Genomic DNA, 19,241 nt, shown 5'->3' on the forward strand with positions numbered 1-19,241 from the left:
TACGTTGTTCGCCACCGGATCAGCCTAGGCGGTCAGGGTCCCGCCACTATGGTGTCGTCGTGGCGATCGCATCCTGGTTCCCCGAGGCACAGCTCGGCATCTTCGTCCACTGGGGCATCTACAGCGTCGACGGCGTCGCGGAGTCCTGGTCGTTCTACGACGGCAGGGTCCCCTATGCCGACTACATGGCCCAGATCGACGGATTCACAGCCTCGGAGTTCGACGCCGACGCCTGGGCCGAGCTCTTCGAGCGGTCGGGGGCGACCTACGCCGTGCTCACCGCCAAGCACCACGATGGGGTCGCCCTCTACGACACCGCCGTCGGCGACCTCTCCGTGGTCACCCAGGCCCCGGCCGGACGCGACCTCGTCGCCGAGTTCGTCGAGGCCGTACGCCGCCGGGGGCTGAAGGTCGGCCTCTACTTCTCCCACCTCGACTGGTCGCACCCGGACTACGCCACGGTGCGGCCGGAGGTGCAGCACCACGTGGTCCAGGACAACCCCTACGCGGTCCCACGGCCAGGCGCCGAGAAGCCGGAGCGCTGGGAGCGCTACCTGGAGTTCCACCGCGCCCAGATCCGTGAGCTGGTGACCCGTTATGGGCCGGACCTCCTGTGGTTCGACGGCGAGTGGGAGCGCGACGAGCGGCAGTGGCGGATGCGGGAGCTGCGTGCCGAGCTGCGCGAGCTCGCGCCCGAGATGGTCGTCAACGGCCGGATGCTCGGCCACGGCGACTACGTGACCCCGGAACAGGGCGTTCCGATCGTGCCGCCGGAAGGCCCCTGGGAGCTCTGCCTGACCATCAACGACTCCTGGGGCTGGCAGCCGCAGGACGACAACCACAAGTCACCGCGCCAGCTCGTGCGCACCTTCGTCGAGACCATCGGCGGTGGCGGCAACCTGCTGCTCGACGTCGGCCCGCGCGAGGACGGCACCATCACTCCCGAGCAGACCGAGCGGCTCGAGGCCCTCGGCGACTGGGTCTCGCGCCACTCACCCGCGGTCCGCGGCATCCGCCGCGGCCTCCCCCACGGCCACTTCTACGGGCCGACCGCGGTCTCGGCCGACGGCCGGACCCTGTTCCTCTACGTCCTGGACCGCCCCAACGACTACGTCGTGGTCCGCGGCCTGCGCAACCAGGTGCTGAAGGCGTACGTCCTCGGGAGCGGCGCCGAGCTCGACCACCAGCGCATCGGCGGCCTCCACGAGGTCCCCGGTTGGGAGTACGTCTTCACCACCGACAACGCCCTCGACCCGCTGTGCACCGTGATCGCCCTCGAGCTCGACGGCGAGGTCTCGGTGCACCGCGAGCACGAGTCCCACTAGAGGAGATGCGCGGGAACCGCCTTCGTCAGGGCAGGACCTGACAGCCGCATGACGACCAGAGCCAGGGCCGTCAGCGCGGCCGCGACCCACACGGGCGCCAGGACGCCCGCCCCGGTCGCCAGGCCCAGCGCACCGAGGACAGGTCCGGCCGCCGCTCCGGCGTTCAGCGCGGCGGTCGCGTACGACCCACCCATCGTCGGCGCACCCGAGGCGGCGTAGAGCACCCGCGCGATCAAGGTGCTGCCCACCCCGAACGCCAGTACGCCCTGCAGGAGGACCAGCCCGAGCAAGAGCACAGGATGGGCCGCGGCGAGCGCCAACGCGACCCACCCTGCCGGCAGCAGCGAGCCGCCGACCGCGAGCACGAGGCCGGGCCGGCGGTCCGAGAGCCGCCCCGCGAGGGTGACGCCTAGGAACGACCCGATGCCGAACATCACCAGCATCACCGAGATCCACTCATCGGCCAGGCCCGCGGTCTCGGTCACGACCGGCGCCAGATAGGTCACCGCCGCGAAGGTGCCGCCGTTGACCAGAGCCCCGAGCGCCATCGCGAGGACGAGACCGGGCGAGCGAAGCTTGTCGAGCTCGGCACGGAGCCCGGGGCCGTCTGCGGCCGTCCGGCCCGGAGCGTACGCAACGCCCCGGAGGATCCCGATCGCGGCGGGGACGCAGAGCAGCGCGATCGCCCAGAACGTCGTCCGCCACCCGGCTGCGGTGCCGAGCAGCGCCCCCGCGGGAACCCCCGCCACCATGGCGATCGTCGTGCCGGAGAGAAGGATCGCCAGCGCACGACCCTTCTGGTTCTCGGGCACGAGCCTGGTGGCAGCACTCAGGGCGACCGCGAGGAACCCCGCGTTGGCGAAGGCACTGAGCACGCGAGCGACGAGCAGGAGCGAGAACGCGGGCGTGACCGCCGCGAGAACATGACACCCCGCGAACACGAGCAGGCAGCCGAGCAGCGCGAGCCGAGGTGGCCAGCGTCGGGCGAACGCAGCCATCACAGGAGCGCCGACGACGATCCCGACGGCGAACGCGGAGGTCAGCAGCCCGGCCGTGCCGACTGATACGTCCAGATCCGCGGCGATCGCGGGAACGAGCCCCGCGAGCATGAATTCCGAGGTGCCCATGACGAAGACCGCCAGGGCAAGCAGGTAGAGGGCAACAGGCATCGAGTACTCCGAAGTGAGAGGTCACAGGGACGCTTCTGGTCACGACGGCCGGCGGCCCGGAGTACGCCACACTCACCCGCGCGGAAGGCGGGCGGATGTGCTCAGTGGTTCACGGGGCTGGCGGTGTGACCGGCAGCCCCTGACCTGTCCGACTCGGGACTCGACATGCCCCGGACACTACCCGAAGGCATCACCACAGGTCTCGGCTCATGTCCGGCGCGTGAATCGGATGTCCCCGTTGGGGAGGCGTTCGTGGAGGTAGTCCGGGTCGTGGGCGCGGTGGTGATGGTGACTGCAGAGCAAGGCGGCGTTGTCGAGATCGGTGGCCCCGCCTTGGGCCCATTCGATCCAGTGGTGGGCCTCAGCCCAGGTGCCGGGGATGTCGCAGCCCTCGGCCTCGCAGGTTGCTGACCGGAGCAGGAGGGCTCGGCGTTGGGCGGCGGTGAAGAAGCGTTCCTTGCGTCCGAGGTCGAGGACCTCGGAGTCGCTGCCGAGGACGGCGGGGAGGATGTTGGCGGTGCAGGCCAGCCGTCGGGCCTGGGCGGCGGTGATCGGGGACCCACCGGGGATCTGGGCGATGCCGGCTTCTTTGCGGAGCTGGTCGATGTCGATGGTCACGATCACCGTGGTCGCATCCCCGCTGTGGATCGGCAGCCGGGCCGGGTCGAGGGTCTCCAACATCTGACAGAACGCACGTCCCAGGCGGCGGTCGTAGGGCAGGTACTCACCGGTCTCGGTGCGGGTCCCGTCATCACGCCGCGGGGAGGCGAACGCCTCCAGGTTGGTGGCCAGACGGTCCGCGGCCGCATCCGGAACCACCGCCGAGATCCGGGTGGTGCCATCCCCGAGGCGCCGCATCGCCAGGCGGGTCTTCTTCCGGGCGTGGGCCTCCTCGGCGGCCAGCCGTTTCGCTTCTTCGGCCTCGGCCACCTCCGGGGCGATGACATCCAGGATGCGGCGGCCGAGGCGGCGGAGCTGGGTGGGGTCGAACCGGGTCGCATAGGCGACCAAGGCCTCTTCTGCCTTGATGCGGATCTCGGGATCGAGATCAGCGGGCAGGTCGTCGAGAGCATGCACGATCACCTGGGCCTGCGCCGGGTTGCAGGCACCGGTGCGCATCGCGGCAGCCACCAGCCCGTAGTTCCGGTCCACGGCCGCGGCCAGTCGCAGGTCGGCACGGAGGGACTCGGGGCGTTGGTGGGTGTGGTGATGTAACCAGGCCGCGACATCACGGGCAGCACTCTGGGCAGCGACGTCTTCGGCGGTGGCGAGCACCCGCAGTTCGAGCTCGGCCAGCTGCGCCTTGGCCCGCGCGATCTCGAGCAGCGTGGTGGCCTTCTGCTCGGTGGCCATGAACACCGGGTTCGCTTCGGCGACCGCCTCGAGCGAGGTGGTGACCGCAACCACGGCCGAGAGCACCGGGTGTTGTGGCTGTTGCAGCGTGGTCATCGATTCGGTCACCTCCCGACGTACGAACTCAAGGGGTTTCTGCCCGTGCAGAATCCCGGTTGGTTCGCTGGTCTCGGAGGCCCGGCAGTACGGGCTATTACTTACCCTCGCAGCTCAGCGTTCACGCCCCTGGTTCCCCTGGATTACCCCACCCCCGTTGTGTCTCGAGTGGAAGGGCACGCCTCTTTCGAGGTGGTCGGCCATAACGTTCACGCCTGCGCCGAGCCTACCACACAAAGCAAAACCAATGAACCCAATCAGGGACAGATATCCCCAACCAAACCCAGACCGCTGCTGGAAGGCGCGCAAGACAGCCAAATGGCACCCAACCCAGACACCCTGCTTCTAAATCTCCCAACCCAAACCCGGTATTGGCCCCACCCACGCTGGAACCCAGGCACCAGAGACCTAGTCCTCCAAGACGTACCGCAGATACCGCCCCGGATCGGACAGAAACCGCCGAGTCAGATTGACCGGCTCGGCGTCGTCGTACGCGACCTCCTCGGCACTCCCGTCCTCGGAGAACTGCAGGATCTTCGCGCCGGGCACCGAGAGCAGGATCGGCGAGTGGGTGGCGATGATGAACTGGGACCGCTCGTCGGCGAGCTCGATGATGCGCGCGACCAGCGCCAGGCATCCCTTGACCGAGAGCGCTGCCTCGGGCTCGTCGAGGATATAGAGCCCACCAGGCCCGAACCGGTGCATCACCAGGTCGAGGAACGACTCACCGTGGGAGCGCTCGTGGAGCGAGACCCCGCCGTAGGAGTCCGAGGTGTCCAGGTCGAGGCGCTCGATCTCAGTGGCGACGTTGTAGAACGACTCCGCACGCAGGAAATAGCCGTCGCGGGGCCGCTTGAGGCCGCGCTCGATCACGATGTAGTCCGCGAGCGACGACTCGGTCGCGCGGGTGGCGAACCGGAAGGAGACGGAGCCGCCCTCGGCGTTGAACCCCGAGGCGACCGCGATCGCCTCGATGATCGTGGACTTCCCGGTGCCGTTGTCGCCGACGAGGAACGTCACCCGCTCGTCGAGCTCGATGCCGTCCCCATCGGCCAGCTCGCGGACCGCCGGCAGGGTGAACGGGTACCGACCGGTGTCGTGACGGGGGTCGAGGGTGATCCGGGCGACGTAGCGCTCGTCGAACCGCATCCTCAGCCCGCCGGATCGATCGGCGGGCGCCGGGTGCCGGTCGGGTCGAGGCGCTCGAGCACGCTCCCGGCGATCTCGGAGAGCTGGTCGACCTGATCGGGAGTCAGGGCGTCGAAGACGTACTCGCGCACCGCGTCCACGTGACCGGGGGCGGAGGCGACCATCTTCTCGTGGCCGGCCTCGGTGAGACGTACGTTGGTCGCGCGGCGATCGCCCGGGCAGCTGTGGCGCTCGATGAGGCCGCGGTCGGCCAGGCGCTTGACGACGTTGGAGAGCCTCGGCAGCGTGGCGTTGGTGTAGCCGGCCAGCTCGGTCATCCGCAGGGTCCGGTCGGGCACCTCGGAGAGCATGGCCAGCACGCCGTAGTCGAAATGGGTCAGGCCCGCATCGCGGCGCAGCTGGGAGTCGAGGGTCCCCGGGAGCAGTTCGAGCACGGCGATGAGGCGAACCCATGCCGCCCGCTCCGCCGGCGACAGCCAGTTGCCCTCCACGCCAGGGAGTGTGCCGCAGAAAGTTGTCCGGAACAAACAACGGTCGCGTAGAGTTAGTTCAAGCAACAACTATTGCGCCGAACCGCAGGAGCCCGCCATGACCACCGCCCCCGAGAGCACGACCGCCGCCGCGGACGCCCGCCTCCCGCAGACGCACCCGTTCGCCCAGCACCTGCGGACGGTCCAGGCGCGCGAGGCGGCCGACCCGCACCGCGTCTGGACGCCGGCCGACGGGCCGCTGCCGAGCCTCTACCTGTCCCACGGCGGTGGACCGCTGCCGCTGCAGAGCCCGGAGTGGCTCGACCCGCTGTACAGCTGGGCACGGTCGCTGCCCCGACCGAAGGCCATCCTGGTCGTCTCCGCTCACTGGGAGTCGGCGCCGCTCTCGATCAGCGCGACCCGCCCCGACGAGCTGGTCTACGACTTCGGCGGCTTCGACCCGATCTACCACTCGGTGCGCTACGACACCCCGGACGCGAGCGAGCTCGCCCGCACGACCGCGGCGCTGATGCCCGATGCCGAGACCGCCCACCAGCACACCCGCCGCGGCCTCGACCACGGCGCGTGGGTGCCGCTGAAGATCATGTACCCGGCCGCCGACATCCCGGTCGTGCAGCTCTCGCTGCCCACCGATGACCCCGACAAGCTGCTCGCCCTCGGCGAGCGCCTGCGGCCGCTGCGCGAGCAGGGCGTGCTCGTGGTCGGCTCGGGCCACATGACCCACGGGCTGCCCTTCATCACCCGCGAGATGATGACCGAGAACAAGCCGGCCGGCTGGTCCTCCGACTTCGACGCCTGGGCCGCCGACGCCCTGGACCGCGGCGACGTCGCCGAGCTGGCGAGGTTCCGCACCGCCGCCCCGGGCATGCCGTACGCCCACCCGACCGTCGAGCACTTCACCCCGCTCTTCGTCACCCTGGGCGCCGCCACGGACCCGACCGCGCCGGTCACCACCACCCTGGACGGCTACGGCCTGGGCCTCTCCCGCCGCTCCTTCCAAGCCGCCTGAGGCTACGGGCGCAGCTGCACCGACAGCACCGGGGCCAGCGGCATTCGCGCGAGCAGCAGCGCCTGATAGGCGTGGTAGATGTCGGGCTTGCCGCGCCAGATCACGTGCGAGACCTGGTTGTGCTCGTCCAGCTCGTGATGCCAGCTGCCGAGCTCGTGGTCGAGCAGGTGCTCTGCGGCGTACGTCTCGAAGCGCTCGCGCCACTCGTCATAGCCCGCCTCCCCGGTGCGGGTGTGCAGGGCGCCCGCGGCGGCGATCGCCTCGGCGGCCACCCAGTGCAGCCGCAGGCGGGTGACGGGGGTGCCGTCCCACGAGGTCGTGTAGACGAAGCCCGGCTCGCCGTCGGGAGACCAGCCGACCTCGACGGCACGCGCGAAGAGCGCCCGCGCGTCCTCGACCAGCCACGACGGAGGCTCCGGCAGAGAGGCGTCGAGGTGCAGCAGCAGCCGCGACCACTCCAGCAGGTGCCCCGGCGTGCAGCCGTAGGGGCGGAACGGGTCGCCGGGACGGTCCGCGTTGTAGTCCGGCAGCGGCGACCAGGAGAGGTCGAAGTGCTCGGGCAGGTCATAGCCGTGGGAGCGGGCGACACCGTGGATCAGGTGCTCGGCGATCGCGAGCGCCCGCCGGTGCCACGCGCGGTCACCGGTGACGTCACCGGCGGCCAGGAACGCCTCGACGGTGTGCATGCTGGAGTTGGCCCCGCGATAGGCCTCCCCCGACGCCAGGTCGCGCTCGAGGCTGTCGACCACTCGGCCGTCCTCGTCGAGGAAGTGCTGCTGCATCACGCCCAGCGCCTCGTCGAGCAGCGCGTCCGCACCGGGCACACCGGCCGCGACGCCGCTGCTCGCGGCCAGGATCACGAAGGCGTGGGCGTAGGCCTCCTTGAGGGTGCCGACCGGCTCGCCCTGACCCGAGACCGAGGCGTACCAGCCGCCGAGCTCGTCGTCGCGCAGCGCACCCGACAGCGCCCGGATGCCATGAGCGGCGAGGTCCGAGGCGTCGGAGAGATCTCCGCGCAGGTGCGCGAGCGCGAAGACGTGGGTCATCCGGGCGGTGATCCAGGTGTGCACCGGCTCCCCGGGATCCGGGCGACCGGACTCGTCCAGCCACCAGAAGCCGGCGGGCGAGGCCGCCGACGGCCGGGCGAACCCGGCCAGCCGGCGGCACTCGGCGTCTGTGTCGATCACCGGTCGATCATCCCTTGACCGATCCCGCCATCAGCCCGCCCACGAAGTAGCGGCCGAGCAGGATGTAGATGATCAGGGTCGGGACGGACGCGATCAGCGCGCCCGCCATGCTGGCGGAGTAGTCCTGCAGCTGACCGCTCGCCAAGAAGTTGAGCGCGATCGTCACCGGCCCGTTCTGCGAGGTGGAGAAGAAGAGCGCGAACAGGTAGTCGTTCCAGGCCGAGGTGAACTGCCACATCAGCACCACCACGAACGCCGGCGCGGAGATCGGCAGGATGACCGAGGCGTACGTCCGGAGCATGCCGGCGCCGTCGACCCGAGCGGCCTCGACGAGCTCGACCGGGACCCCCGCGTAGTAGTTGCGGAAGATCAGCGTGGTGATCGGCAGGCCGTAGACGACGTGCAGCACGATCAGGCTGGGGACTCCCGAGGGCACACCGAGGTTGCCCATCAGCTGCACCAGCGGCACCATCACGGCCTGGTAGGGGATGAACATCCCGAACAGGATCAGCGTGAACACCACGTCGGCACCCGGGAACCGCCACTTCGAGAGCACGAACCCGTTCATCGAGCCGAGCAACGAGGAGATGATCGAGGCCGGGATGACCATGGCGAAGGTGCGCCCCAGGGCCGGGCCGAGCTGCTCCCAGGCGCGCGCCCAGCCGGCCGTCTCCCAGGACTCGGGCAGCTTCCAGGCGTTGGCGGGAGTCGCGTCGCCGAGCCCCTTGAAGCTGGTCACGATCAGGACGTACGCCGGGATCAGGACGATCAGCGCGAAGACGATCAGCAGGACGTACTTGATCGTGCGCCAGATCCCGCGCGAGCGCTGGCCCGGGATCTTGGTCGCGACGGCTGCCGGGATGGCATCGGTAGTCATCGGCGGCGCTCCTGACGGTAGGTCGAGACGAGGTAGGGAACGATCAGGATGGCCACGATCACCAGCAGGACGGTGCCGATGGCGGCCGACTTGGCGTAGTCGCCGCGGGTGAACTCGATCCACATCTGGGTGGCCGGGACCTGGGTCGTGTAGTTGGTCTGGCCCGCGATCGCCATGATCAGGTCGAAGACCTTCAGCGACATGTGGCCGATGATGATGATCGCCGAGAGGGCGACCGGGCTCAGCTGCGGGAAGATGACGTGGCGGTAGAGCTGCCACTCCGAGGCGCCGTCCATCCGGGCCGCCTCGCGCAGCTCCTCGGGAATGCCGCGGAAGCCGGCCAGGAAGAGCGCCATCACGTAGCCGCTGAGCTGCCAGATCGCGGGGACCGCGATCGCGAGGATGCCCCACCGCTCGTCGGTCCACCACGGGTTCTGCAGGAAGTCGAGGTGAAGAGTGTCGAAGAGCCGGTTCAGGCCGGAGGCGCGGTCACCCTCGGCGTTGTTGAGCAGCCAGCGCCAAACCACACCGGAGGCGACGAACGAGACCGCCATCGGGAACAGGTAGATGGCCCGGAACAGCGACTCGCCGCGAGCCTTGCGCTCGAGCAGCCACGCCCACAGGAACCCCAGGCACAGGGTGCCGACGAGGAACGTCGCGGTGTAGAGCAGCAGATTGCGCAGCGAGTAGATGAAGTCGTCGTCGGAGAACAGGTCTCGATAGTTGTCCAGACCGACGAAACCCTGGGACGGCCCGATGGTGTGCCGGTCCTGCAGGGACGTGTTGATGTTGGACCCGATCAGGCCGTAGACGAAGACACCGATGACGATGACGGTCGGCAGGATCAGGAGTACGGGTGCGACCCACCCGTGGCCGCCGATGCGGCCCTTGGGCCGTCGTGGCCGCTTGACGGCGCTGGGCACCGTGGAGGACATGTGTCCGTCCTTTCACAAGGGGCGGCCGAGGGGCCACGGCAGCTGGTGCGGCCGCAGCCCCTCGGACCAGATGATCTCGTCAGGCTCGGGAGAGCCCCGTCACTCGGGCTTGTTGTCCTCGGCGGCCTCGACGAGGCCCTCCTGGAGCTCGGCGGCGTCCTTGTTGCTGCCGAACTTCGCGACGGCGGCGGTGATATCGGTCAGCCAGTTGACCGAGGTCGCGGCACCGTGGGCGAGCGAGGACACGATCTCGTCCTCGCCCCACGACTTGATCGCGGTCTGCTGGTACTCACCGAAGTCGGCGGTGTCGGCCGTGGTGCTGGCCGGGATCGAGCCCTTCGCCTTGTTGAAGGCCACCTGGCCCTCGTCGCTGGCGATGGTGTCGAGCCAGGCTTCGGTGCCCTTGGGGTTCGGGCCGTCCACCGGCATGGTGAACGAGTCGGCCAGGAAGTCGAAGACGCCGTCGGTGCCCGGGACCGGGACCGCGGTGTAGTCGGTGCCGAGCGTCTTCTTCTGCTCCTGGAAGGCCGCCTCGGCCCAGTCACCCATGACGTTGAACGCGGCGTCGCCGTCGATGACCAGCTGGGTCGCGTCCGGCCAGTCGAGACCCTGGCGGTCGGTGTTGGTCAGCGAGAGGAGGGTGTTGTAGTCCGCCAGCGCGGCCTCGACCTCGCTGCCGCCCCAGTCGGTCGTGCCGTCCCACAGACCGTTGTACGCCTCGGCGCCCAGATCGGCGAGGAGCACGGTCTCGAGCAGGTGGACCTGGGTCCAGTCGGTCGCGATCGAGAGCGGGATGATGCCCTTGGCCTTGATCTTCTTCAGATCGGCGATCCAGGCGTCGAGCGAGTCGTAGGTCTTGTTGGCCTCGATGCCGGCCTTCTCCAGGACGGCCGGGTTGGCCCACAGCACGTTGGCGCGGTGGATGTTCGAGGGGACGGAGTAGATGCCGCCGTCCTGGGTCAGACGCTCGAGCAGACCCTCCGGGAACTGCTCGTTCCAACCCTTCTCCTCGTAGAGGTCGGTGAGGTCCTCGATCTGGCCGGCGTTGATGTAGTCGGTCAGCTCGGCACCAGCGTGCGCCTGGAAGGTGGCCGGCGGCTCACCGTTCTGCAGGCGGGACTGGAGCACGTTCTTCGCGTCGCTGCCGGCGCCACCGGCGACGGCACCGTTGACGAACTTCAGGTCGGGGTTCTGCTCGTCGAACACCTTGACCAGGGCGTCGAGCCCGGCCTTCTCACTACCCTCGGCCCACCAGGTGAAGACCTCCACCTCATTGGAGTCGGTCTCGCCACTGTCGCTCCCGCAGGCGGAGACCGCCAGCAGGCTCAGGGCGGCCAGGCCGGCGGCCAGGGCCTTACGCGTTGCGTTCATTGTTGAATCCTCCGGTTGCGCGACCGCCACGTCGGTGTGTGATCTGGGTTACTCGCGGTCGCGTGCCGGGACAACGTACGCCTCTCGGTTCTGTCCAGTCAACGCATAACGCCGGACGTTTTCAACCTGAGATCTGTCGCAAATCGACATAATCACCTACAGTCACGCCATGACCACTCCGGAATCGCGGCTGCGCGTCGCCAATCGTTCCCAGGTTCTGGACCTGCTGGGACGGTCGGCGCCGGTCAGCCGCGCCGAGCTCGCCCAGCGCACGGGACTCTCCCGCAGCACCGTGTCGAGCATCGTCCAGGAGCTGCTCGCCTCCGAGCAGATCGTCGAGACCACCGGTGCCGCCCTCGCCCGGGGCGGCGGGCGGCCGCCGTCGCTCCTCACCATCAGCGGCTCTCCCGGCACGCTCATCGGCGTCGACATCGGCCACCGCCACGTCCGGGTCGCGGTCGCCGACCTCACCGCGAAGCCGCTCATCGACCACGAGATCCGCCTCGATGTCGACAACTCCGCGGTCGAGACCATCGACCGGGCCGCGGCACTCGTGCGCGAGTGCCTGGCCGAGGTGGGCATCGACCCGAAGAAGGACCGCGTCCTCGGTGTCGGCATGGGGATTCCCGGCCCCGTCGACCCGCACAGCGGCATCGTCGTCTCCCCCATCCTCGGGAACTGGATGGACCTGGCCCCGGGCGAGGAGCTCGCCCGCCGCATCGGCATGCCAGTCCAGATCGAGAACGACGCCAACCTCGGCGCGCTCGCCGAGGTCGAGTACGGCGCCGCGCGCGACGTCGACGACGTCATCTACGTCAAGGCGTCCAGCGGCATCGGCGCCGGACTGGTCCTGGCCGGCAAGCTCTACCGCGGGATCACCGGGATCGCCGGCGAGATCGGCCACGTACGTTTCGAGGACAACGGCCCGATCTGCCGGTGCGGCAACCGCGGCTGCCTGGAGAAGGCCTTCGGCGGTTCGCGGCTGGTCGAGCTGCTGCAGCCCGCCTACGACGAGACGCTCACCGTCGAGCGCCTGCTCGAGCTCGCCCAGGAGGGCGACATCCGGGTCAACCGGATCCTCGACGACGCCGGCCGCGCGGTCGGCCGGGTGCTGGCCGACCTCTGCAACCACCTCAACCCGGCGCTGATCGTGGTGGGCGACACGATGCGCCAGTCGGAGTCCTTCGTCCTCGGCATCAAGGACTCGATCGACCGCTTCACCCAGCCCGACACCGCCGCCGCGCTCGATGTCGTCCCCAGCGAGCTCGGCGACAACGCGGGCGTCATGGGCGCGCTGGTCATCGCCGGATCGGCCAATCCTGCGCCGCCGGGAACAATATGAGCGCTCGCTTACGTTGAGCGTCTCGTGACTTCACTCTTCTCGCAGCTGAGCCTGGGTCCGACGACCCTCCCCAACCGCGTCCTGATGGCGCCACTGACCCGGATGCGCGCCTCGCAGCCCGGCGACGTACCCAACCCGCTGATGGCCGACTACTACCGCCAGCGTGCCTCGGCGGGGCTGATCGTCTCCGAGGGCACCCAGATCTCGCCCCAGGGCAAGGGCTACATGGACACCCCGGGCATCTACTCGGCCGAGCAGGTCGAGGGCTGGCGCCACGTCACCGACACCGTCCACGAGGCCGGCGGCCGGATCGCCGCGCAGCTGTGGCACACCGGCCGGGTCTCCCACGAGGCCTTCCACGACGGCGACCTCCCGGTCAGCGCCTCCGCGCTCCCCTACCGCAACCGCACGACCGTACGCGGCGAGGACGGCACCCCGACCAGGGTCAACTGCCCCACGCCCCGCGCCCTGGAGACCGCCGAGATCGCGGACCTGGTCGAGGACTACCGCCGCGCCACCCGCAACGCCCGCGAGGCCGGCTTCGACCTGGTCGAGATCCACGCCGCCCACGGCTACCTGCTCCACCAGTTCACCAGCGCGAGCAGCAACGAGCGCACCGACTCCTACGGCGGCTCGCTCGAGAACCGAGCGCGGCTGACGCTCGAGGTGCTCGACGCGGTCGTCGACGAGTGGGACGCCGAGCACGTCGGCATCCGGATCTCCCCGATCGGCTCCTTCAACGGGCTCGAGGACCCCGAGGGCGCCGAGATGGGCCTCCACCTGGCTGCCGAGATCGGCAAGCGTGGCATCGCCTTCCTGCACCTGTCCGAGCCCGACTGGTCCGGTGGCCCGGAGCTGACCGACGACTACCGCAAGCAGCTGCGCACCGCCCACCCCGGCCCGATCGTCGGCGCCGGCTCCTACACCACTGAGAAGGCCGCCCGCCTCCTCGAGGCCGACCTGATCGACGCGGCCGCGTTCGGGCGTACGTTCATCGCGAACCCGGACCTGCCCCGGCGCCTCGAGCAGAGCCTGCCGCTCAACGAGCCCGACCTGTCGACCTTCTACGGCGGCGGCGAGGCCGGCTACACCGACTACCCCGAGTGGACCGCCTGAGCGTCGTCTCGCTCGTCGCGACAACCCCTACGCCCGACGTCCCTTGTCAGCGGACTCAGGTGTAGGGGTTGTCCTGAAACGCTTCCTTGCACCGCAGGTTGCCCGTCGAGTTGTAGACGCACACCCTCACGCCCGCTTTCGCCACCGGCGAGGAGCCGTTCACCGAGATGTTCCCGAAATTGGTACCGTCTGCGCCGCAGCCGTTGGTATCCGACCCCACATAGTGCAAGCCGACCTCTCCACCGGTGCCTACCAGCTTGATGTAGGCCCGCACCGGGAGGTTGTCACCAGGACACACGTCGCGCACCGTGAAGTCGAAAAAGACGCTGCCCCTCTGGCTGGTGAAGTCGATATCTGCCCGAGCGATCCCGCCACTGCCGGAGGAACCCTCGGCGTATACGCGGGCGGAGACCGGACCGTCTGCCGCCTGCGCAGGACCTGCGATCAGCAAGCCACCCAGCACCGCTGCGAGCCCCACCGTGGCCTTCAGAACACGTGTCTTCATCGTTCCTCCAAGAGAGAAGCCTCGAGCCGGCCCGCACTCGCCGGCCGATGTCGACCCAAGATAGGAGTTTCGCTGACGTCTCCCTTCCCGTACCGCACCCGTACTACGGGCCACGGTGGACCGCCTGAGCGTCGTCCGAGGTTCACCCCGCCCTCACCCGAACCCGCACAGCGGAGACCCTTCCTCTGGAATGGTTCTCGGCCATGCGGGTTCTCGTGACTTCTGCCCTGTCCCTCGCGCTGCTCGGCGGCGCGCTCTCCCCCTTGTCGGCGGCCCAAGCCTCGGCGCCCACGCCTGACCCGGTCGCGCTGGTCGACCCGCTGATCGGCTCCTCGAACGGCGGCAACACCTACCCCGGAGCCGTACGCCCCTTCGGGATGCTCTCCTTCAGCCCGACGTCCACGGCCGGCGACCAGACCAACACCGCCGCGTCGAACGGCTACTCCTACGACACCACGCGGCTGCGCGGCTTCTCGCTGACCCATGTCAACGGCGCGGGCTGCCATCCCGGAGCCGCCGGCGACGTGCCGATCTTCCCGCACACCGGTGAGATGACCGGCTCGCCGACCGCCGACGTGACCGATGCGACGTACGCCTCAAACTTCAGCCACGCCGACGAGCTGGCCGAGCCGGGGCGCTACCGGCTGGGCCTGGCCAACGGCGCCGAGGGCGACACCGCGGTGACCACCCGGGCCTCGGTCAGCGACCTGACCTTCCCGGCCGACAAGCCCGCGAACCTGCTCTTCCGCACCTCCAACTCGCTCAACGGCAGCGAGAGCGCGGTGACGCGGATCGACGAGGCGAAGCGGACGGTGAGCGGCTCGGTGCTCACCGGGGCGTTCTGCGGCCGGCGGGGCAACGGCGGCGGGAGCAACAAGCGCTCCTACTACCGGCTCTACTTCACCGCCCAGTTCGACCGCGGCTTCAGCGGGCACGGCACCTGGGTCAACGGCGAGCTCCAGCCGGGCTCGACCGAGGCGCGGGGCGGCGAGGGCTACGAGACCGGCGCAGCCCGGCAGGGCCAGGGCTCGGGCGGCTACGTCTCCTTCGACGCCGGCCGCGACCAGAGCGTGCGGATGCGGATCGGGATCTCCTACACCAGCCAGGCGGCGGCAGAGGCCAACCTCGCCGCCGAGATCGGGCGACGCGACACGGTCGACTCGGTGGCGCGCGATGCTCGCGGGGCCTGGCGCAAGGCGCTCTCCTCGATCGAGGTCGCCGGGGGCACGGGCGAGGAGCAGACCGCCTTCTACACCGGCCTCTACCACTCCTACCTGCAGCCCAACATCATCTCCGACGTCGCCGGCACCTACTGGGGCAGCGACCAGGAGGTCCACCGGATCGAGCGCGGCCAGCAGGCCCAGTACGGCAACTTCTCCGGCTGGGACCAGTACCGCGCCCACACCCAGCTGCTCGCGCTCCTGGAGCCGCGGGTCGCCGGCGACTTCGCCCGCTCGCTGCACGCCTACTCGCGCCAGCACGGCGGCGTCTGGGACCGCTGGGTCCACCTGAGCGGCTGGACGCACGTGATGACCGGCGATCCCTCTGCCCCGACGCTGGCCGGCTTCTACGCGCTCGGCGTCCGCAACTTCGACGCCGCCGGGGCGTATGAGTCCCTGGTCCGCCAGGCGACGGTGCCGCACCCCGACGGCCTGTCCAGCTACGGCTGCCCGGGCCAGTGCATCGGCCAGCGGCCGAACCTCGCCGACTACCTGGCCAAGGGGTACGCACCCCAGGACACCTGCCGCTGCTGGGGCGGTGCCGCGGAGACCCTCGAGGACGCCGTTGCCGACTACTCGCTCGCCGACTGGGGCCGACGCTTCGGTGCCTCCGCGTCCGAGACCGACTCGCTGATGGAGCGGGCCGGCTGGTGGCAGCACACCTTCAACCCCGCCGCCACCGCGACGGACGGCTACCAGCAGGCCCGTAACGCCGACGGGAGCTGGGTCTCCGGCTTCAGCCCGTCGACGCAGACCGGCTTCGCACAAGGGAGCAGCGCGACGTACACCTGGATGGTGCCGCACGACGTGGCCCGGCTGGCCGAGGCCGTCGGTGGGCGCGAGCGGGCGATCCAGCGGCTGGACGCGTTCTTCCACAAGGCCGACGGCTCCTGGCAGTACACCGGCGGCGACGCGCTGCGCTACGACCCGACCAACGAGCCCGGCATCCACGTCCCGTGGATGTACAACGCCCTCGGCGCACCCTGGAAGTCCCAGGAGACCGTCCGCGCGATGGCCGACCTCGCCTACGGCACCGGCCCCCGCGGCCTGCCCGGCAACGACGACCTCGGCACCATGTCCGCCTGGTACGTCTTCTCCGCGATGGGCATCTACCCCCAGGACCCCGCTCGCGCCGAGATGCTCATCTCCAGCCCGGTCTTCGAGAAGGTGGTGATCCACCGCGGCAACGGCGTCGACATCACCATCGAGTCCCCCGGTGCCAGCGCCGAGAACATCTACGTCCAGTCCGTCACCCTCGACGGCGCACCGCGCAGCCAGTCATGGCTCCCCGAGTCGGTGATGACCCGCGGCGGCACCGTCCGCGTCGACGTCGGCGCGACCCCGAACCAGGAGTGGGGCGCCGCCGAGTCCGACCTGCCGATCTATCACACCAACTGAATTGAGTCGGACCCTGTGCCCGATGAACTGGCGTCAACCGGGCCGGTCGATTTCGGAGTACTTGATGCGAGGGAATCGAACGCGCATCATGCACGCGTGGCTGACCTCAAGATCAGCGACCTACCCGAGGACGTGCCCGACGCCCTTGCCCAGCGCGCGAAGGACCGTGGCCAGGCGCTGAACTCCTACCTGCGCGAGATAGTCATCCGGGCGGCGTACATCACCAGCAATCGGACTCTGATCGACGACGTGATCGCCGCCAGGGGCCATTCGAAGTTCACCACCGAAGACGTCCTCGCCGCACGCGACGCAGCTCACGGCCAGTGTTCACCGCACCCTTAGAACCGCCAGAATCCCGCCATGGCGGGGAAGGTGCGGGGACTTGTTGCCATCAGTGCCGCATTCTCCCACCATGGCGGGAAAATGCGGCGGCTGCATGAGCCACGTCAGCGACCGTGTGGGTTGCGACACGCTCGCCGGCACTCGCGGCTCAACCGACGACATCTCCGCGCCCCGCATCTGCGAAGATGCGGGGCGTGAGCACAACGACCCCGGCACGTACCAACGCTCTTGACCGGTTCTTCCAGATCAGCGCGCGCGGCTCGACGGTCGGGCGGGAGGTCCGGGGTGGGGTGGTCACGTTCTTCACGATGGCCTACATCGTCGCGCTGAACCCGCTGATCCTCGGGTTCGCGGAGGACGTCAACGGCGACCTCCTCGGCGGCAACGGCGGCGACAACCTGGCCGCGATCGCGGCGGGTACGGCGCTGGTGGCGGGCGTGATGACGATCCTGATGGGCCTCGCGGCCAACTACCCGCTGGCGCTGGCGACCGGGCTCGGGCTCAACGCGTTCGTGGCGTTCTCGATCGCGAGCCAGATGACCTGGGCCGACGCGATGGGACTGGTGGTGATCGAGGGTCTGGTGATCCTCGTGCTGGTGCTGACCGGGTTCCGCGAGGCCGTCTTCCACGCCGTGCCGCGGGAGCTCAAGACCGCGATCTCGGTCGGTATCGGTCTGTTCATCGCCATGATCGCGTTCGTCGATGCCGGGTTCGTACGCCGCATCCCCGACGCCGCGAACACGACCGTTCCGGTCCAGCTCGGCCCGACGGGGCAGCTCGCGGGCTGGCCGGTGCTGGTCTTCGTCATCGGTCTGGCCCTGGTGATCACGCTGTGGGTGCGCAAGGTCCGCGGCGCGATCCTGATCTCGATCGCGGCGACCACGGTGGTCGCGATCGTGGTCGAGGCGATCGCCGGGATCGGCAAGGGCGGCGCCGAGAACCCGACCGGCTGGGCGCTCAACGTGCCGGCCTTCCCGGACAAGATCGTCGACTGGCCCTCGTTCACGACGCTGGGCGAGTTCAACCTGCTCGGCTCGTTCGAGAACGTCGGCATCGTGACCGCGGTGCTGCTGGTCTTCACGCTCATGCTCGCCGACTTCTTCGACACCATGGGCACGATGACGGCGATCGGCTCCGAGGCAGGTCTGCTGCGTGCGGACGGCACCCCGCCGCGTACGCGCTCGATCCTGGTCGTCGACTCGCTGGCCGCCGCGGCCGGTGGCGCCGGCGGCGTCTCCTCCAACACCTCCTACGTCGAGTCGGCCTCCGGCGTCGGCGAGGGTGCCCGCACCGGTCTGGCGGCGGTCGTGACCGGTGTGCTCTTCCTGCTCACCACGTTCCTCGCCCCGCTCGTCGAGATCATCCCGTCGGAGGCGGCGGTGCCCGCCCTGGTGCTGGTCGGCTTCTTGATGATGCAGCAGGTCAAGGACATCAACTGGGCCGACCCCGACATCGCGATCCCGGCGTTCCTGACGATCGCGCTGATGCCGTTCACCTACTCGATCTCGGTCGGCATCGGCGCCGGCTTCCTCGCGTACGTCCTCATCAAGATCGTCCGCGGCAAGGCCAAGAGCGTGCACCCGCTGATGTGGCTGGTGGCCGTCATGTTCGCCGTCTACTTCGCGATCCACCCGATCTCGAGCTGGATCGGCTGATGGACCCGTCCACCCCGCAGCCTCTGCGCGAGGTGGTCGCCCGCGACATCCGTCGCAAGATCATGGCCGGCGAGCTCGCGCCCGGCGACCGGCTGCGCGAGCAGGCGCTCGCCACGGAGTACGGGGTCTCCCGCGTCCCGGCGCGGGAGGCGCTGCACGTGCTGGCCCAGGAGGGGTTCGTCGACACCGTGCCGCGGCGCGGCGCGACGGTCGCCTTCCCCTCGGCGCAGAAGACCCGGCAGCTCATGGTGATCCGGGAGAACCTCGAGGTCCTGGCCGCCGGGCTCGCCGCCCGGCGGCACGGCGGCGACCAGGGCGAGGAGCTGACCGAGGTGCTCGAGCTCGGCACCAGCGCGACCGCCGCCGGCGACTATGCCGCCTTGCCGGAGCTGATCGCGCGCTTCCACGACGCGATCGGGATCGCCTCGGGCAACGACGAGCTCGCCAAGATGACCCGGTCGCTGCGGATGCAGGTGCGCTGGGTCTTCGAGATGCAGCTCGAGGAGCGCTCGAGCACGTCGTGGAAGCACCACCAGGAGATCGCCGAGGCGGTCCTGGCCGGTGACCAGGAGCTGGCCGAGTCGTCGATGCGCGCCGATGTCACCCGCGACGCCGACCTGCTCGTCGACCTGCTCGTCGCACGCGCCGAGCGCCAGCACCCCTGACCCGACCGGGCTTAACCAGACCCGTCGTCTTCTGAA

17 protein-coding genes are annotated in these 19,241 nt (G+C 69.6%); 8 read left to right on the forward strand and 9 right to left on the reverse strand.

The window, feature by feature from the left end; genetic code table 11:
* Positions 1-59: 59 nt before the first annotated feature.
* Complete coding sequence (locus ACIRON_RS20530; RefSeq protein WP_402994939.1) at positions 60-1,325, forward strand: alpha-L-fucosidase; 1,266 nt, start codon at positions 60-62, stop codon at positions 1,323-1,325.
* On the opposite strand, the gene ACIRON_RS20535 is transcribed toward ACIRON_RS20530, so the two are convergent.
* From ACIRON_RS20535 to ACIRON_RS20550, 4 genes are all read right to left on the reverse strand, one after another.
* Complete coding sequence (locus ACIRON_RS20535) at positions 1,322-2,494, reverse strand: Cmx/CmrA family chloramphenicol efflux MFS transporter (protein WP_402994941.1); 1,173 nt, start codon at positions 2,492-2,494, stop codon at positions 1,322-1,324. The two genes, ACIRON_RS20530 and ACIRON_RS20535, sit on opposite strands and share 4 nt — an antisense overlap.
* A 207-nt stretch (positions 2,495-2,701) precedes the next feature.
* On the reverse strand, positions 2,702-3,943 hold the full coding sequence (locus ACIRON_RS20540) for a DUF222 domain-containing protein (RefSeq protein ID WP_402994943.1): 1,242 nt from the start codon (positions 3,941-3,943) through the stop codon (positions 2,702-2,704).
* Between the two features lie 408 nt (positions 3,944-4,351).
* Complete coding sequence (locus ACIRON_RS20545) at positions 4,352-5,092, reverse strand: AAA family ATPase (RefSeq protein WP_402994945.1); 741 nt, start codon at positions 5,090-5,092, stop codon at positions 4,352-4,354.
* 2 nt (positions 5,093-5,094) lie between these two features.
* A complete protein-coding gene (locus ACIRON_RS20550; protein WP_402994947.1) occupies positions 5,095-5,583 on the reverse strand; it encodes a MarR family winged helix-turn-helix transcriptional regulator in 489 nt (162 codons plus the stop codon).
* Between the two features lie 97 nt (positions 5,584-5,680).
* Between ACIRON_RS20550 and ACIRON_RS20555 the strand changes: the two genes are divergently transcribed.
* Complete coding sequence (locus ACIRON_RS20555) at positions 5,681-6,592, forward strand: dioxygenase (protein ID WP_402994949.1); 912 nt, start codon at positions 5,681-5,683, stop codon at positions 6,590-6,592.
* Between the two features lie 2 nt (positions 6,593-6,594).
* On the opposite strand, the gene ACIRON_RS20560 is transcribed toward ACIRON_RS20555, so the two are convergent.
* The 4 genes from ACIRON_RS20560 to ACIRON_RS20575 all read right to left on the reverse strand — a co-directional run bounded on the left by ACIRON_RS20560 (position 6,595) and on the right by ACIRON_RS20575 (position 10,962).
* Positions 6,595-7,779, reverse strand: a complete 1,185-nt coding sequence (locus tag ACIRON_RS20560; RefSeq protein ID WP_402994951.1) for an AGE family epimerase/isomerase — start codon at positions 7,777-7,779, stop codon at positions 6,595-6,597.
* A 7-nt stretch (positions 7,780-7,786) separates the two neighbouring features.
* Positions 7,787-8,656 (reverse strand): carbohydrate ABC transporter permease, encoded by an 870-nt coding sequence (locus ACIRON_RS20565; RefSeq protein ID WP_402994953.1) that lies wholly within the window; start codon positions 8,654-8,656, stop codon positions 7,787-7,789.
* Complete coding sequence (locus ACIRON_RS20570; RefSeq protein ID WP_402994955.1) at positions 8,653-9,591, reverse strand: carbohydrate ABC transporter permease; 939 nt, start codon at positions 9,589-9,591, stop codon at positions 8,653-8,655. Before ACIRON_RS20570 ends, ACIRON_RS20565 begins: the two co-directional genes overlap by 4 nt.
* 99 nt (positions 9,592-9,690) lie before the next feature.
* Complete coding sequence (locus tag ACIRON_RS20575) at positions 9,691-10,962, reverse strand: ABC transporter substrate-binding protein (RefSeq protein ID WP_402994957.1); 1,272 nt, start codon at positions 10,960-10,962, stop codon at positions 9,691-9,693.
* A 169-nt stretch (positions 10,963-11,131) separates the two neighbouring features.
* Here ACIRON_RS20575 and ACIRON_RS20580 point away from each other — a divergent pair, with 169 nt between their 5' ends.
* Both ACIRON_RS20580 and nemA read left to right on the forward strand, forming a co-directional pair.
* The gene (locus ACIRON_RS20580; protein ID WP_091053284.1) at positions 11,132-12,304 is read left to right on the forward strand and encodes an ROK family transcriptional regulator; all 1,173 of its coding nucleotides are present in this window, start codon (positions 11,132-11,134) and stop codon (positions 12,302-12,304) included.
* Between the two features lie 24 nt (positions 12,305-12,328).
* Positions 12,329-13,420, forward strand: a complete 1,092-nt coding sequence (nemA, locus tag ACIRON_RS20585; RefSeq protein ID WP_402994960.1) for an N-ethylmaleimide reductase — start codon at positions 12,329-12,331, stop codon at positions 13,418-13,420.
* Between the two features lie 55 nt (positions 13,421-13,475).
* Here the strand turns inward: nemA and ACIRON_RS20590 are convergent, their stop codons facing one another.
* The gene (locus ACIRON_RS20590) at positions 13,476-13,925 is read right to left on the reverse strand and encodes a hypothetical protein (protein WP_402994962.1); all 450 of its coding nucleotides are present in this window, start codon (positions 13,923-13,925) and stop codon (positions 13,476-13,478) included.
* Positions 13,926-14,128: 203 nt separating this feature from the next.
* Between ACIRON_RS20590 and ACIRON_RS20595 the strand changes: the two genes are divergently transcribed.
* The 4 genes from ACIRON_RS20595 to ACIRON_RS20610 all read left to right on the forward strand — a co-directional run bounded on the left by ACIRON_RS20595 (position 14,129) and on the right by ACIRON_RS20610 (position 19,205).
* Positions 14,129-16,543: a GH92 family glycosyl hydrolase gene (locus tag ACIRON_RS20595; RefSeq protein WP_402994964.1), complete on the forward strand. Its 2,415-nt coding sequence runs from the start codon at positions 14,129-14,131 to the stop codon at positions 16,541-16,543.
* A 96-nt stretch (positions 16,544-16,639) separates the two neighbouring features.
* Complete coding sequence (locus ACIRON_RS20600; protein ID WP_402994966.1) at positions 16,640-16,885, forward strand: hypothetical protein; 246 nt, start codon at positions 16,640-16,642, stop codon at positions 16,883-16,885.
* Between the two features lie 185 nt (positions 16,886-17,070).
* A complete protein-coding gene (locus tag ACIRON_RS20605) occupies positions 17,071-18,540 on the forward strand; it encodes an NCS2 family permease (RefSeq protein ID WP_402994968.1) in 1,470 nt (489 codons plus the stop codon).
* Complete coding sequence (locus ACIRON_RS20610; RefSeq protein WP_402994970.1) at positions 18,540-19,205, forward strand: GntR family transcriptional regulator; 666 nt, start codon at positions 18,540-18,542, stop codon at positions 19,203-19,205. Before ACIRON_RS20605 ends, ACIRON_RS20610 begins: the two co-directional genes overlap by 1 nt.
* Positions 19,206-19,241: the final 36 nt, after the last annotated feature.

The sequence above is a fragment of the Nocardioides sp. NPDC101246 genome, from assembly GCF_044767415.1.
In the GTDB taxonomy this organism is placed as follows: domain Bacteria; phylum Actinomycetota; class Actinomycetes; order Propionibacteriales; family Nocardioidaceae; genus Nocardioides.